Genomic DNA, 13,753 nt, shown 5'->3' with positions numbered 1-13,753 from the left:
TCAGATCGCACACGTCCCAGGAAGCGGCGACACGCCGATCGTGGTGCAACCGCGACACGCCGCCTAGGCGCACCACTGCGGGTCGCGGCCGCGATATCGACGATGGTGTGGCGGGCTCAGCTCCGAAGGGGTAGAGCCGACACCAGCGGGGTGTCCACTCCGACACGACCGATCGCACTGGCGCCGCCGGGCGAGCCCAGGGGCACGTCGCGTCCGGGGAGTACCTCATCGAAGAATGCGGCATTGTCGGCGAGGTACGCGAGCTGGTCTTCGGGCAGATCGGCGTCGTAGTAGATCGCATCGACTCGGCAAGCCAGCTTGCAGGCACCGCAATCCACACATTCCCGCGGGTTGATGTAGAGCGCCCGATCGCCTTGGTAGATGCAGTCGGCCGGGCACTCCTGCACGCACGACATATCCGTGACATCAACGCATTCTCGTCCGATTACGTAAGTCATACAACGGACGGTATCGATGACGGAGCGCTTGACCTCAGTGGCCGAAAGTTACTGATAACAGGGCCGGAAGTCCCCAATCTGTTACTGGATGGGATGGAGCGACTCGTGGCCGAACGCATCGCCCCACTGCGGGTCACGGCCGAGATGACGCAGCAGCCGGTCGAAATCCGTTGCGCTGTCACCTGCTTGGGCCGGGCCGAACGGCGCATCGGGCATGCTGCGGAAGTCCCCGTCGGGCACGGCCAGGGCCAGGGGGAGCGCAGTGGCCACGACGTCGTCGGGCAGCGCGAAGGGGACGCCCAGACTGGCGGCGACGTCCCAGCCATGCACGACGTAGTCGATCAGGTGGAAGCCGATCCCCATCTCCGCCGGTACCGACGTGCCGAGTTCCGGCAGGGCGAACTGACTGTCGGGGTCCGCGGCGCCGAACGCATCCACCACATCATGGGCGGCTGCGGCGTAGTCGCCTACCGGGTCGTGCGTGTCGCGACAAGAAGCCGGATTCCATAGCGCGAGGTCCTGGCCACCCCCACGCGCGGCGGCGGCGAACCCGCGGTGCTGGACCGTCATGTGCGCGAGTAGCTCGGCCAAATCCCAAGCAGCACAGGGTGTCGGGCGCCGAAGGTCGGCACGTCCGACGGTGTTGACGATGTCGACGGAGGCACGGATGGCGCGGCGATGGGCGCTGAGGAGACCAGTGGAAACGATAGGCATGAGCTTATCGTAAGTAGACGCATACGATATGGCAATGCCTACGATGATCGGATGCCGGCCAAGCGCCCTGACCTTGCTGCGATGCTCGCGCCCTTACTGCGTGAGCTGATGGCTGCCGAACAGCCCATCCTCGACAAGCACGGCGTGAGCATGTGGGGATACGTCGTGCTGGTGGCGCTCGATGAGACGCCGATGCGGTCGCAGGCCGTGCTGGCGCAGGCGATCGGCGCCGACAAGACCCGCATCATCCGCACGCTCGACGACCTGCAGGACCGCGGCTACATCGAGCGCACACCCGACCCTGACGACCGCCGGGTTCGGCTCCTGTCGATCACGACCGCCGGGCGCCGCCTCAAAGATGCGGTGCAGGCCGACATTCAGCGCGGTGAGGAGCGCTGGCTCGGTGAGCTGAGTGCCGAGGAACGGCGTGTCTTCCTCAAAGTGCTGCAACGCCTGACGCCGACGCCGGAGTGACCATGCCGTCGGCGATCAGTGTCACAGCGTCTCCGTGACCTTCCGCAGGCCGCGTGGCTGATCGGGGTCACCACCGCGGGCGAGCGCCAGATGCAGCGCAAGCTGTTGCAGCGGAAGGATTTCCAAGAGTGGGGACAGCTCGTCGCTGACGCCGCTCGGTAGTGCGATGCCGCCGGCCAGTCCGGCCAGCGCCGCGGGGTCTCCGACACCGAAGACGTCGGCGTGACGCTCGGCGAGCCGTTCCAGTACCGGCGCCATCGCCTGCCCGCCGGCTCCTTCCGGTACGACCGCGAGCACCGGCACCTGAGGGTCGACGGTGGCGAGCGGGCCGTGCAGCAGATCGGCCCCCGAAAACGCCTGTGCGGAAAGGTAAGACGTCTCCATCAGCTTGAGTGCGGCCTCGCGGGCGGTGGGGTAGGAGTAGCCGCGGCCGGTCGCGATGAGTCGCTGCGCGAACCGGTAGCGCTGCGCCACCTCGCGGACCAGCGCGTCGAAGGCCAGGACTTGCTCGCCGAGATCGGGCAGTGCGTCAACTTCGTCGCGGTCGTCGCCCAGCAGCAGTTGCAGCGCGAGCAGCTCCGCGGTGTAGGACTTGGTCGCTGCCACCGACTTCTCGGCACCGGCAAGCACGTCGATGTGGATCGCCGCTGCCTCAGCCAGGTCAGATGCCGCGTTGTTGGTGACCGCGACGGTCAGCGCACCCTGAGAGCGCGCGACCTCTACAGAACGCACCAGGTCCGGAGAACCGCCGGACTGGCTCACCGCGATGTAGAGCACATCGCGCAGGTCGGGCCGAGCTCCGTAAACCGTCATGGTCGACGGTGACACCAGGCCCGCGGGCAGCCCGTGGTTGATCTCCACGAGGTACTTGGCGTACAGCGCGGCATGGTCGCTGGTGCCCCGCGCCACGAACAGCACGAATCGGGGCGAGGTCGCGGCGATCTGGGCGGCCGCGGCGCGGATGGGTTCGCGGCCTTCGTCGAGCAGCCGGCGCCAGACCTGCGGCTGTTCGACGATTTCGGAGGCCATCAGGTGGCCGGGGATCGTCTGATCGGCACTCATCGTCTTCTCCTTGTTGGCGGCACAATTCAGTAGTAGTCGCTGAGTCGGCTCGACGGCACGGCACGCGGCATGGCCAGCCCCGGACAAAACCGGATGACGGCAGTGCGAAAATCGAACACATCATGAGCAACAGCGGTGCAGGCGCGGACAAGCGCGTCGTCTTTTCCGGGGCACAGCCCACTTCCGACTCGCTTCACCTGGGCAATGCCCTGGGCGCGGTGCAGAACTGGGCCCACCTGCAGGACGGCTATGACGCGTTCTTCTGCGTCGTCGACCTGCACGCCATCACCGTCCCGCAGGACCCGGACACGCTGCGTCGTCGCACGCTGGTGACTGCCGCGCAGTACCTCGCGCTCGGTATCGACCCGGCCCGCAGCACGGTGTTCGTGCAGAGCCACGTCGCCGAGCACACCCAGCTGGCGTGGTTGCTGGGCTGCTTCACCGGCTTCGGTCAGGCGTCGCGGATGACGCAGTTCAAGGACAAGTCGCAGAAGCAGGGCGCCGACGCCACGACAGTCGGCCTGTTCACCTATCCGGTGCTGATGGCCGCCGACATCCTGCTGTACGACACCGACCTGGTGCCCGTCGGTGAGGACCAGCGTCAGCACCTGGAACTGGCCCGTGACCTTGCGCAGCGGTTCAACGCGCGCTTCCCTGACACCTTCGTGGTGCCCGAGGCCATGATCCCCAAGGCCACCGCCAAGATCTACGACCTGCAGGATCCGACCGCCAAGATGAGCAAGTCGGCCGCGACCGACGCCGGGCTGATCAATCTGCTCGACGATCCGGCCAAGAGCGCCAAGAAGATTCGCTCAGCGGTCACCGACAGCGAGCGCGAAATCCGGTTCGACACCGAGGCCAAGCCCGGCATCTCCAACCTGCTGACCATCCAGTCGGCGGTCACCGGAACCGCCGTCGACGCCCTGGTGGCCGGGTACGAAGGACGCGGTTACGGCGACCTCAAGAAGGAAACGGCCGAGGCCGTCGTCGAGTACGTCACCCCGATCAAGAACCGGGTCGACGAGCTGCTCGCCGACCCGGCCGAGCTCGAATCGGTGCTGGCCGCGGGTGCCGAGCGCGCCGAGCAGGTGGCGTTCAAGACGCTGCAGCGCGTCAACGACCGGCTGGGCCTGCTGCCGCGTCTGCGCTGAGATTGCCGGCGCCGCGCCGGGACACCGCCGGCGTCGCCTACTAGGCTTTTCGGCAGACAAGGGGGTTTGCCGAAAATGACCGACTCGGACCAGCCGGGCCTACTCGACCGACTGCGTCAGCGGCATCCGTGGCTGGATCGGATCATGCGGGCCCAGGACCGCTACGAGTCCTGCAACGGCGACTTCTACGCCGCCGGCATCACGTACTTCACGGTGTTCGCGCTGTTCCCACTGCTCATGGTCGGTTTCGCGGTGGGTGGCTTCGTGCTGGCATCCCGCCCCGACCTGTTGGCCGAACTCGAGGTGCACATCCGCTCCGCGGTCGCGGGCGACTTCGGTAACCAGCTGGTCGGGCTGATGGACTCGGCCGTGAAATCGCGCACCTCGGTCGGCGTCATCGGCCTGGCGACCGCGGCGTGGGCCGGCCTGGGCTGGATGGCGAACCTGCGCAAGGCCCTCACCGAGATGTGGGAGCAGCAGAGCGAACCCGATGGCTGGCTGGGCACCAAGCTGTCCGACCTGCTGGCGTTGATCTCGGCGTTCATCGCCATCGTCATCACCATCGGCCTGACCGCCCTGGGCGACACCGGATTGATGACGACGGTCCTGCACTGGTTCGGCGTCGGGCACGTGCCCGGCCTCGGCGTGCTGCTGCGGGTGGCGTCGTTGGCGGTGTCGTTCCTCGTGGCGTGGCTGATGTTCACCTGGATCATCGCCCGGCTGCCCCGCGAGAAGGTCAGCCTGCGCAGCTCGGCTCGGGCTGCCCTGATCGCCGCGGTGGGCTTCGAGCTGTTCAAGCAGGTCGCGTCGATCTATCTGCGGACCGTCATGCACGGGCCGGCCGGCGCGACGTTCGGTCCCGTGCTGGGCCTGATGGTGTTCGCGTACATCACCGCGCGGCTGATCCTGTTCTCGACCGCGTGGGCGGCCACCGCCGCGGACACGATGGCGCTGGCCCCGGTGGCGCCGCCCGGACCAGCTGCGATCGTCACCCGCTACCGCGAGCGCGAGGGCGTCGACGCGAACAGCGCGGTGGTCGGCGCGGCTGTGGGCCTGCTTGGTGGGCTGGGTCTTTCGCGCCTGGTGCGACTCCGCAGGGGATAGTTGCGCCGGCGGCTCGTTGCCGACCGATGGTGTATATGCAACACTGGTGGCATGGTCCACGCCGCTGTCGATGAGATCGTCAGTAATTGCCTGGCGGTTCGCGTCCGGCTGCTCGGCCGGGCGGTGACGAGTCTGTACGACCATGCCCTCGAGGAGCACGGCGTCAGCATCGCCCAGATCAATCTCATGGCGGCGCTGGGGAAGGTGGGGCCCTGCTCGCCGGCCCGGATCGGTGAGGTGCTGCAGCTGGAGCGGTCGACCGTCAGCCGCAACCTGAGTCTGTTGATGAAGCACGGCTGGGTGGAGGCGGTCTCTGCGAACGCCAAAGGGGTGCGTGAGGTCGCGCTGACCGGATCGGGCCGCAAGAAGATCGAGACCGTGCTGCCGGCATGGCGGCAGGCGCAACAGGAGGCCGCCGAGCTGATGGGTGCCGGCGGCGTCAAGGCGGTCCGGACCCTGGCGACCAGTATCGGTCTGCCGCCCGGCGACTAGCAATCGGTGGGGTTCGGCTCATTCCCGCGATCCCAACGTTGTATATACATCAAATAGAGGAGCTGTCATGTCACATCCCACCTCGAAGATCTTCATGATCGGCGCGACCGGGGCCCAGGGCAACCCGATCGTCCGCGACCTCGTCGCGGACGGAAAGTACTCCGTCCGCTTCCTCACTCGCGACGCCACGAGTGCGCGGGCCAAATCGTTGCTCGAGCTGGGAAACGTCTCGGCGCTCGAAGGCACCTTCACCGACGAAAACATGCTGCGAGAAGGCTTCCGCGGATGCGACGGTGCGTTCATCAACATCGACGGATTCAACGCCGGTGAGAAGACCGAGATGTACTGGGCCATCCGCGCCTACGAGATCGCCATCGAAGAAGGCATCCGATTCTTCGTCTACGGGAACCTCGACTACGCACTCAAGAAGGCCGGCTACGACTCCAGGTACCGCGCCGGCCACTACGACGGCAAGGGCCGCATCGCCGAATGGATCCTGCTGCAAAATCAGGTGAATTCGGCTCGGATGGGCGCCGCCATCTTCACATCGGGGCCGTACATCGAGATGACGATCTCACCCCTGACGCCCATGGCACCCAGCGTGGAAGACGGCGTCGTCACCTGGCGGGTACCACTCGGCGACGGTGCGGTGCCCCATGTCTCACTCGAGGATTGCGGTTACTACGTCCGCTGGCTCTTCGACAACACCGACCGCTCCAACGGCATGGACCTCGAGGTGGCCATCGACCACATCCCGTATCACGAACTTGCCCGGGCATTCGAGGCGGTCACCGGGCACCCCGCCCGATACGTCGACACCGACATGGACGCGTACTGGCGCGGGCCGCTCGGGGGCGTCGCCGACAGCCCTGCCGGATACAACGCCGACCCGAATGACCCGAGCACCATGACATTTCGCGACAACTTCACCGGCTTCTGGAATCTGTGGAAAGACGGCATCATCACGCGGGATTACGCGCTGCTGGACGACATCCACCCGAACCGGATTCGCACCGCTGAGCAGTGGTTCAGACGCGAAGACGAACTCGGCAGGGCGACCGGGAAAGGCAGCCTCTGGGAACGCGTCCAGCCGGAGAACTGGACTCTGGACTCGGCTGTGCTGAAGAGCAGCCAGGACCTGCGCACCGGAAAGCTCTGATCCCGGTCGGCACGCCGCCGTCAGCAGCCGTCGGGGCACACGATGTCGACGAGAGCCGACGGGGTGCCGCCCTCCAGCGTGCGCACGCCACCGACCGTGCAGGCCGTCAGCGGTGCCGTGGGTGTCTGATTGAGTTGCACCAGATACCCCGCGGGCGGCGTTGACCATCCAGTCACGGTCAGCTTTCATCGTGCGGCTGCTTGCTCGTTGGCGTGATCGATGGCTTCCCGCAGGTCGTTGACGGCCCCTTCGGCCGACGCTGCCGATGCCGTCGGCGCGTGCAGCATCACGACGGCAGCCAGCGCCGCCATGCCCGACCCGATGAGTATTGCTTTCATGTCATCCCACTTCCTGGTGGGCCGGTCGCCGGCGCACCAGCGCCATGATCGACCAGCGGTTCGAATAACCCTGTCCGACAAGGACGCCCACGCTCAGCAGCGCCATGATCGGATATTGGGCGATGAGTTGGTCCGAGCTCCAGTAGACGGCCAGCAAGCCCGCCGAGGCGACGGCGGACAGCGTGCTGAACACACCGAGGATCAGAACCAGACCCAGTGTCACTTCGGTCAGCGGGGTCATGACGCCGGCGAGGTCGGCCGTCGGCCGCAACAGGTGCTCGGCGACGAAGCGAAAGTATTCCGGCACACGCGAATTCGCTGACGCGCCGTCGACGACCAGCAGGATGTCCGCACGCCCGAAGTGAGCCCGGAACTTCACATAGCCCTCATGAAGCCACAGCAGTCCCAGCCCGACCCGGACCGCGCCGAAGAGTATCGACGCGGCCAGGTCGGCGCGGTCGCGCGTGGTCAGTGCGCGGGTGGTCATCAGATCGGACATCACATGAGGGAGGCAGCGCCGAAGACTGCCTTCGCCTTGTCGCAGTGGATGACGACGGTGGTGTAACCCATGGTGTCGATGCCGGACAGCGGGAACGACTGCGTCGCCTGGTCGAACTTGATGGCGGCGATCTCCTTACCCGCCGCGACATCGGACTCGGTGGACCCCTTCGTCAGGTACACGTGCAGGTCCGGGCCCTCGTCGGACGAGAATTCCGCGAACTCCAGATTCATGCCGGTCACGGTCGCCGTGCCGGCGACGTGCTTGCCATTGAGGCCGGTGAAATGACCCGTGCGCGCGGCGGAGCTCGCGGTGGCCATCGCGGAGGTCATGGTGGACGACATCGCGGAACTGGCGGGGCTCGACGAACCGGCCGACTTCATCTCGTTCGCACCGCACGCGGTGAGCGTCAGCGCGAACACCGCAGCTGCTGTCGCTGCGATCGGCTTGATGACCATGTGGAACTCCTTCGAGCGTCGTGGGGTGCCGATCACCCCGTCGCCGACGAAGTTAGGGAGCGCCCGGCGGGCGTTCGACAAAGATTTCAGAACCGTAAGAATCAGCCCGATACCCGGCCCGCTGTCTAGGCTCAGCACCATGAGAGGTGCGACATGGATGCGCCCGTGAGCTCCGACAACGGCGGCGGAGCGCACGTCGTGCTGGTCGAAGACGACCAGCGGGTGCGGACCGCGGTGGCGGCGTACCTGCGCGCCAAAGGTTTTCGGATCGACGAGTTCTCCGACGGGGAAACCGCGCGCGACGCCGTGCAGCGCTCGACACCCGACGTACTCGTGCTCGACCGCATGCTGCCTGGGCTGTCCGGCGACGACCTGCTGCGCGACATCCGCAGCCGCTCCGACGTTCCGGTGATCATGCTGACCGCCCTCGGGGCGAGCGGTCACCGGATCGACGGCCTCGAACTCGGTGCCGACGACTACCTCGCCAAGCCCTTCGCGCTGCGTGAGCTGCAACTACGCATCTCGAAACTGTTGCGGCACAGGGTCTCCCACCAGTCGCCGCTCGCTCCGTTCGTCGTCGGCCGGTTCCGCATCGACCCCACGATGCGCCGGATCACCTGCGGCAGCGCCGATGTCGAACTGACCGGACGCGAATACGAACTGCTGCTGTTCCTCCTCAAGAACCCCGACCGTGTGGTTTCCCGCGATGAGATGTTGCGCGAAGTGTGGGGCTGGAGTGCCGGCGACGCGTCGACGGTCACCGTGCACATCCGGCGGCTCCGCGAGAAGATCGAAGCCGACCCACGTGACCCCGTCTACCTGCGCACCGAGTGGGGCACGGGGTACCGGTTCACGCCATCGGGGCGGTCGGCATGATCCTTGGCGCGACGGACCTCGTCATCATCGCGGTGACGGCCCTGATCTGTACGTCGGTGGCCACGGGCGCAGCGGTTCTCGTCATGCAGCTGAATCGGCGGGGCTCCATCGGGACGCACGTGACGGCGCTGATCGGCGCGACGATCGTCGCGATCGTCGCCTCCACGGTGGCGATCTCGATCGAGATGTACCTGTCGTCGCACGACCTACAGGTGCTGCTGGCGGTGCTCGCCATCTCGGCGCTCATGGCCGGCCTGGCCGCCGGGTTCATGCTGCGACGGCTGCGGCGGTCGCTGGCCCGGCTGCAACGCGCGGCCCGGCAGATCGGCAGCGGCGAGGTCGTCACGGCGGACGTCGACAGTTCGCGCGAATTCGCAGAACTGTCCGGCCAACTCGCGCAGTCGTCCGCGCAGCTGGCGGCGGCCCGCGCCGAGGTCGAGCAACTCGACGCGTCGCGCCGTCAGCTGGTCGCCTGGGTCTCGCACGATCTGCGGACACCGCTGGCCGGTATGCGCGCGATGGCCGAGGCACTCGAGGAGGGCGTCGTCGACGAGCCGGCCGACTACATCCGCCAGATCCGCGATCAGGTGGATGCGGTCAACGGCATGGTCGACGGGCTGTTCGAGCTGTCCAAGATCCAGAGCGGCATGCTCAAGCTCAGCAAGGAGCCGGTGGTGCTCCTCGATCTCGTCTCCGATGTCGTGTCCGACATGCGGGCCCTCGCGGCCACCCGCGGCATCACCATCACGCATGCGGAAATGACCGACCAGGTCCTCTATGCCGATCCGGGGGAGCTGTCCCGCGTGGTGGCGAACCTGCTGGTCAACAGCATTCGGCACGCGCCGGAGGATTCCGAGATCCAGGTCTCGGCCCATCACCTCGACGGCGACCGGATCGTGCTGACGGTGCTGGACCAGGGCCCCGGCGTGCAGTCGCACGATCTCGGGCGCATGTTCGACATGGGATGGCGCGGTACGCAGGCCCGCACCCCGGAGGCCGACGGTTCGGGCGCCGGCATCGGCCTGGCCATCGTGCGCGGCATCGTCGAAGCCCACGGCGGTCAGGTGTCGGCCGCCCATGTGCCCGGCGGATTCCGGCTGGACGTGACGCTGCCGACCACGTGATCGCTATGCGCCCGGTGGCGCCGAGGTGAGCACGCGGGGACCGAGTTGGTGCGCCAGTTCCAGCGCGAGTTCCATCGCGAGCCGGCGTTCCCCCGGCTGGTAACCGAGCAATTCGGTGGCCCGGGCCACCCGCTGCAGGACGGTGTTGCGGTGGGTGTGCAGCCGGGTGGCGGCGCGGGGTGCGTTGTCCGCCTCGTCGAGGAACACCCGCAGGGTGTCGCGCAGGCGGGCCGCGGCCGGGGTGTCCTGCGCGAGCGGGCCCAGGGTCGCGGCGACGAATTCGGCTGCGCGGTCGGTGTTCTGGGCCGCCAGCGCCGTGACCTCGAGGTCGCGGAACAGCGCAACCCGGGCGCCGCCGGGGTGCCCGGCCAGCAGACTCTGGATCGACAGCGCCGCCTCGTGGGAGCGGCGGAAGCCGGTGATGCCGGGCCGCGTCGGTCCCACCGCGACGCGAATGTGGTTCTGCGCCTGCTCGATTGCGTCGGACAGCGCGTCGACCGCGGGCTCGGTGCTGCTGCCCAGCCACGCCCACAACGTCGAGGGACCGACGGACAACGTCAGCGGTGGTCGGGTACCCGCGGCCCGCGCCAGCACCGCCGCGGCGGATTCGAGCGCACCCTGGACGTCCCCGTGCGGCGGCGTCCACAGCACCAGTGCGGTGTGGCGCTGGCGCAGGTCGTACCCCAGGCGCTCGCCGGCCCGCCCGGCGTCGATGGCGGCGCCGTCCAGGATGAGCCGGATGGTCTCGGCGCGGCGGGCGATGGCGCCGCCGAGCACTTCCTCGCGTTCGCGCTGCGCCGCGGTGACGACGCACCCGAGCACGGTGTCGACGTACTCGAACAGGCGTTGTGAGGACGCCTCCAGCAGTTCGAGCAGCAGCGGACCGGAGGGGACGAGTCGGGTGGCGTGCTTCATATAGCGACTCCACGCCACGTTCTGTCCGCGCCGGTAGGACTGGAACAGCACATCGAGCTCCAACCCGCGGCGGGCAATCGTGCGGGCGACATCGAGGGCCTCGGGTGGGATGTCGATGGGCGCGGGCTTGGCTTCCCTGCGGGCCAGCATCGACAGCACCCGCGCGGCGTTGGCCCGGTTGCTGGCGGTGGTATCCGCCAGCACGGCCGCATCCGAGCCGGCGGCGGGGGAGAGCTCGATCTCGGCGGCGTCCATCTCGGCGACCAGGTCGTCGAGCTCGGCCAGCATCAGTTCGGCGACGTCGCCCATGAGGTCGATGACCTCACGTGATGGTGTCTCGGCGGCCATCAACGAAGTATGCCCCTGCACATATCGCGGGTCGAGTACTGGGCCGTCGCACCTGTTACACGCCCCGCGACGTCCATAGCGTGAGTGCCATCACACAAAGCTGTCCACCCGTCAGGAGCCACACAGTGTCCATCTCCTCAACGCAGCGGTCGACGTCGCAGGACGTCGACGTCCTGATCATCGGCGCCGGCATCTCCGGCATCGGCGCGGCGTATCACCTGAAGGCGAACCGCCCGGGCACGTCGTTCCTGATCATCGAGGGGCGCGACACCATCGGCGGGACCTGGAGCCTGCACAAGTACCCCGGCATCCGGTCGGACTCCGACATGCCCACGTTCGGGTTCGGCTTCAAGCCGTGGACCCACCGCAAGTCGATCGCCGACGGCCACATCATCCTCGACTACCTGCAGCAGACCGTCGACGAGAACGGGATCGGCGAGCACATCCGGTTCGGTCGGCGCGTGCAGAACGCGAACTTCGACTCCGACACCGGCCGCTGGACCGTCACCACGACGCAGGGCGATGACACGACGACGTTCACCGGCCGCTTCCTGTTCCTCGGCACCGGGTACTACGACTACGAAAAGCCCTTCATCCCCGACTTCCCCGGCAAGGACGACTTCGCGGGCCCGGTCATCCACCCGCAGCTGTGGCCGGAGGATCTGGACTACGCCGGCAAGAAGGTCGTCGTCATCGGCAGCGGCGCAACGGCGGTCACGCTGATCCCGTCGATGGCTGACAAGGCCGGCCACATCACCATGCTGCAGCGGTCCCCGAGTTACGTGCTGTCGGTTCCGGCCGCGGACCCGATCACCAACGCGCTCAACAAGGTACTCGGCCACGAGCGCGCCTTCCCGATCGTGCGGCGCAAGAACATCGCGACGGCGCGCGGACTGTTCAAGCTCTGCCAGAAGTACCCGAAGATCATGCGAAAGCTGTTGATCGCCAACGTCGCCCGGCAGCTGCCCAAGGGCTTCGACGTCGATACCCACTTCACCCCGCGCTACAACCCGTGGGAGCAGCGCCTGGCGATGGTGCCCGACGGCGACCTGTTCAAGGCCTTCCGGACCGGCAAGGCCTCGATCGTCACCGACCAGATCGAGCGGTTCACCGAGCGCGGCATCCTGCTGGAGTCCGGGCAGGAGCTGGAGGCCGACATCATCGTCACCGCAACGGGTTTGAACATGTCGCTGTTCGGCAAGATCGCGCTGAGCGTCGACGGTCAGCTGCTCAACATGCCGGATCACACGGTGTACAAGGCCATGATGGTGTCCGACGTCCCCAACATGGCCTTCGCCATGGGGTACACCAACATCGCGTGGACCCTGAAGGTCGATCTGGTCTGCGAGCACTTCTGCCGGATGCTCGACCACATGGACGCCCACGGTCACGACGTCGTCGTGCCGGTCGTCGAGAACCTCGACATGGCACGCGGCCCGCTGATGGACCTGTCGTCGGGCTACGTGCAGCGCGGCATCCAGCAGTTCCCCCGCAGCGGCGACAGCGGTTCGTGGCTGGTCAAGCACGCCTACGAGATGGATGCCGAGCGGCTACGCGGCGGTCCCATCGAGGATCCGGGCCTGCGGTTCTCGTCCGTCAAGTCCGTCGCGTACGCCTCGTAGGGAGACATCGTTCATGAAGCAGCTCTACTTCTACAGCCACGGCGTCCGTTGTGCCGCTTGGCATCTGCCTGCTGCCACCGATGCGCTGGCCGGTGAGTCCGGCCGGCCGTGCGTGGTGATGGCCCACGGTTTCAGCGGCACCAAGGACACCGCGCTGCTCGGCTTCGCCGAGCCGTTCGCCGCCGCCGGCCTCGACGTGCTGGTCTTCGATTACCGCGGGTTCGGTGAATCCGAAGGTGTTCCGCGGCAGGATGTCTCGATTTCCCGCCAGCGGCAGGACTATCACGCCGCCATCGCCGCGGCGCGGCACCTGCCCGGCGTGGACCCGGACCGGATCGTGCTGTGGGGCACGTCGTACGCCGGCGGCCACGTCATCGCCGTGGCGGCCCGGGACCAGCGGATCGCGGCCGTCATCTCGATGAATCCGGCCGTCGACGGGCGGGCCACGCTCGTCCACCTGGTCCGCAACTGCGGCATCGGATATCTGGTGCGCGCCAGCGTGAATGCGCTGCGGGACACACTGCGCGCGGCGCGCGGACGGCCCGCGCACATGGTGCCGGTGGTCGGGCAACCCGGCTCGAACGCGGTGATCGCCACCTCGGGCTCGGAAGAGGCCTGGCTGCCCGTCGCCGGGCCGACGTGGCGCAACGAGGTGCGTGGTCGGCACGCGCTCGGCGTCGCGTTCAACCGCCCGATCACGAAAGCCGGGAAACTGGCGTGCCCGATCCTCGTCCAGCCCGGCACCGACGACCGCATCGCGCCGGCCGCCGCCGCCCGCAAGGCGGCCCGCCGCGCCGGGTACTGGGCGCAATTGCGCGAGTACCCCGCAGACCACCTCGATTTCTACGACGGTCCCTGGCAGCAGCGGGTTTTGGCCGACCAGCTCGACTTCCTGCAGCGCGATCTGGCCCCAGCCCAAGGAAATCGCAGCGTTACCCACTCAGCCTGAAAGGAATCCA

17 protein-coding genes are annotated in these 13,753 nt (G+C 67.5%); 9 read left to right on the top strand and 8 right to left on the bottom strand.

The window, feature by feature from the left end:
- Nucleotides 1-116: 116 nt before the first annotated feature.
- Together fdxA and ACZ5IQ_RS21755 are read right to left on the bottom strand one after the other, a co-directional pair.
- Entirely contained in the window at nucleotides 117-458 is a 342-nt protein-coding gene (gene fdxA / locus ACZ5IQ_RS21760; protein ID WP_212806707.1) for a ferredoxin, read from the bottom strand.
- 81 nt (nucleotides 459-539) lie between these two features.
- Nucleotides 540-1,172, bottom strand: a complete 633-nt coding sequence (locus tag ACZ5IQ_RS21755) for a TIGR03086 family metal-binding protein (protein ID WP_464480255.1) — start codon at nucleotides 1,170-1,172, stop codon at nucleotides 540-542.
- A 51-nt stretch (nucleotides 1,173-1,223) separates the two neighbouring features.
- On the opposite strand from ACZ5IQ_RS21755, the gene ACZ5IQ_RS21750 reads away from it, so the two are divergent.
- A complete protein-coding gene (locus ACZ5IQ_RS21750) occupies nucleotides 1,224-1,646 on the top strand; it encodes a MarR family winged helix-turn-helix transcriptional regulator (protein ID WP_464480254.1) in 423 nt (140 codons plus the stop codon).
- A 21-nt stretch (nucleotides 1,647-1,667) separates the two neighbouring features.
- Here the strand turns inward: ACZ5IQ_RS21750 and ACZ5IQ_RS21745 are convergent, their stop codons facing one another.
- Nucleotides 1,668-2,675 (bottom strand): SIS domain-containing protein, encoded by a 1,008-nt coding sequence (locus tag ACZ5IQ_RS21745; RefSeq protein ID WP_318987334.1) that lies wholly within the window; start codon nucleotides 2,673-2,675, stop codon nucleotides 1,668-1,670.
- Between the two features lie 155 nt (nucleotides 2,676-2,830).
- Between ACZ5IQ_RS21745 and trpS the strand changes: the two genes are divergently transcribed.
- The 4 genes from trpS to ACZ5IQ_RS21725 all read left to right on the top strand — a co-directional run bounded on the left by trpS (nucleotide 2,831) and on the right by ACZ5IQ_RS21725 (nucleotide 6,614).
- Complete coding sequence (trpS, locus tag ACZ5IQ_RS21740; RefSeq protein ID WP_212806704.1) at nucleotides 2,831-3,859, top strand: tryptophan--tRNA ligase; 1,029 nt, start codon at nucleotides 2,831-2,833, stop codon at nucleotides 3,857-3,859.
- Between the two features lie 75 nt (nucleotides 3,860-3,934).
- Nucleotides 3,935-4,963: an inner membrane protein YhjD gene (gene yhjD / locus ACZ5IQ_RS21735; RefSeq protein ID WP_318987312.1), complete on the top strand. Its 1,029-nt coding sequence runs from the start codon at nucleotides 3,935-3,937 to the stop codon at nucleotides 4,961-4,963.
- A gap of 51 nt (nucleotides 4,964-5,014) precedes the next feature.
- Nucleotides 5,015-5,455 carry a MarR family winged helix-turn-helix transcriptional regulator gene (locus tag ACZ5IQ_RS21730; RefSeq protein WP_212806702.1) on the top strand — a complete coding sequence of 147 codons (441 nt, stop codon included), beginning with the start codon at nucleotides 5,015-5,017 and terminating at the stop codon, nucleotides 5,453-5,455.
- A 67-nt stretch (nucleotides 5,456-5,522) separates the two neighbouring features.
- Nucleotides 5,523-6,614 carry an NmrA family NAD(P)-binding protein gene (locus ACZ5IQ_RS21725; protein ID WP_406802522.1) on the top strand — a complete coding sequence of 364 codons (1,092 nt, stop codon included), beginning with the start codon at nucleotides 5,523-5,525 and terminating at the stop codon, nucleotides 6,612-6,614.
- 20 nt (nucleotides 6,615-6,634) lie between these two features.
- Here the strand turns inward: ACZ5IQ_RS21725 and ACZ5IQ_RS21720 are convergent, their stop codons facing one another.
- The 4 genes from ACZ5IQ_RS21720 to ACZ5IQ_RS21705 are packed head-to-tail and all read right to left on the bottom strand — an operon-like array spanning nucleotide 6,635 to nucleotide 7,909.
- Nucleotides 6,635-6,790: a hypothetical protein gene (locus ACZ5IQ_RS21720; RefSeq protein WP_464480253.1), complete on the bottom strand. Its 156-nt coding sequence runs from the start codon at nucleotides 6,788-6,790 to the stop codon at nucleotides 6,635-6,637.
- A 9-nt stretch (nucleotides 6,791-6,799) separates the two neighbouring features.
- Nucleotides 6,800-6,952, bottom strand: a complete 153-nt coding sequence (locus tag ACZ5IQ_RS21715) for a hypothetical protein (RefSeq protein ID WP_464480252.1) — start codon at nucleotides 6,950-6,952, stop codon at nucleotides 6,800-6,802.
- A 1-nt stretch (nucleotide 6,953) separates the two neighbouring features.
- On the bottom strand, nucleotides 6,954-7,451 hold the full coding sequence (locus ACZ5IQ_RS21710) for a DoxX family membrane protein (protein ID WP_464480251.1): 498 nt from the start codon (nucleotides 7,449-7,451) through the stop codon (nucleotides 6,954-6,956).
- Nucleotides 7,451-7,909: a DM13 domain-containing protein gene (locus ACZ5IQ_RS21705; protein ID WP_318987316.1), complete on the bottom strand. Its 459-nt coding sequence runs from the start codon at nucleotides 7,907-7,909 to the stop codon at nucleotides 7,451-7,453. The genes ACZ5IQ_RS21710 and ACZ5IQ_RS21705 overlap by 1 nt, the downstream gene beginning before the upstream one ends.
- A 153-nt stretch (nucleotides 7,910-8,062) precedes the next feature.
- Here ACZ5IQ_RS21705 and ACZ5IQ_RS21700 point away from each other — a divergent pair, with 153 nt between their 5' ends.
- Nucleotides 8,063-8,785, top strand: a complete 723-nt coding sequence (locus ACZ5IQ_RS21700) for a response regulator transcription factor (RefSeq protein ID WP_406802525.1) — start codon at nucleotides 8,063-8,065, stop codon at nucleotides 8,783-8,785.
- Nucleotides 8,782-9,909 (top strand): sensor histidine kinase, encoded by a 1,128-nt coding sequence (locus ACZ5IQ_RS21695; protein ID WP_464480250.1) that lies wholly within the window; start codon nucleotides 8,782-8,784, stop codon nucleotides 9,907-9,909. The genes ACZ5IQ_RS21700 and ACZ5IQ_RS21695 overlap by 4 nt, the downstream gene beginning before the upstream one ends.
- Nucleotides 9,910-9,912: 3 nt before the next feature.
- On the opposite strand, the gene ACZ5IQ_RS21690 is transcribed toward ACZ5IQ_RS21695, so the two are convergent.
- On the bottom strand, nucleotides 9,913-11,172 hold the full coding sequence (locus ACZ5IQ_RS21690; RefSeq protein ID WP_464480249.1) for a PucR family transcriptional regulator: 1,260 nt from the start codon (nucleotides 11,170-11,172) through the stop codon (nucleotides 9,913-9,915).
- Between the two features lie 125 nt (nucleotides 11,173-11,297).
- On the opposite strand from ACZ5IQ_RS21690, the gene ACZ5IQ_RS21685 reads away from it, so the two are divergent.
- Both ACZ5IQ_RS21685 and ACZ5IQ_RS21680 read left to right on the top strand, forming a co-directional pair.
- Entirely contained in the window at nucleotides 11,298-12,794 is a 1,497-nt protein-coding gene (locus ACZ5IQ_RS21685; RefSeq protein WP_464480248.1) for a flavin-containing monooxygenase, read from the top strand.
- Between the two features lie 13 nt (nucleotides 12,795-12,807).
- Nucleotides 12,808-13,743, top strand: a complete 936-nt coding sequence (locus ACZ5IQ_RS21680) for an alpha/beta hydrolase (protein WP_464480247.1) — start codon at nucleotides 12,808-12,810, stop codon at nucleotides 13,741-13,743.
- The last annotated feature ends 10 nt before the right edge of the window (nucleotides 13,744-13,753 follow it).

The sequence above is a fragment of the Mycobacterium toneyamaense genome (assembly GCF_055384815.1).
This window is presented reverse-complemented; position numbering and strand designations above follow the sequence as displayed.